Below are 305 nucleotides of genomic sequence, written 5' to 3'. Positions count from 1 at the left end.
CCTGGACGCGGCGCCGGTAGGCCTCGGCGTCTTCGTAGCGATGGCTCGCCGGATCGTAGATGCGGGTGACCGCGGCCGGCGTGCTGTTGCCCTGCGGGTTGGCGCGCACGCCGTGGTGCAGGTCATGGGTGTGGCTGGCGATCTCGACCAGGCCACTTTCGCGCATCTCGCGCAGTTGCGCCCAGGTCAGGAAATCGTCCGGCCCGAACGCGCGCGGACCATAGTCGACCTGGCGGCCGGCGGGCAGGTCGATCCAGTCGGTGACGACCGCGACCAGGGCCGGGAACCCATACGCGCGCAGCAGC

The 305-nt window shown here is 71.1% G+C and carries 1 protein-coding gene; it reads right to left on the bottom strand.

The genetic code is table 11. The annotated features are described in order from the left end of the window. The coding region (locus SB658_RS22985) for a polysaccharide deacetylase family protein (protein WP_410602566.1) at positions 1-305 on the bottom strand (305 nt) is incomplete at both ends.

The organism is Bacillus sp. SIMBA_008 (genome assembly GCF_046535495.1).
Taxonomy (GTDB): Bacteria; Bacillota; Bacilli; order Bacillales; family Bacillaceae; genus Bacillus; species Bacillus subtilis.
Note: the sequence above shows the minus strand (reverse complement) of the source record. Positions and strands in the feature narration are given on the sequence as shown.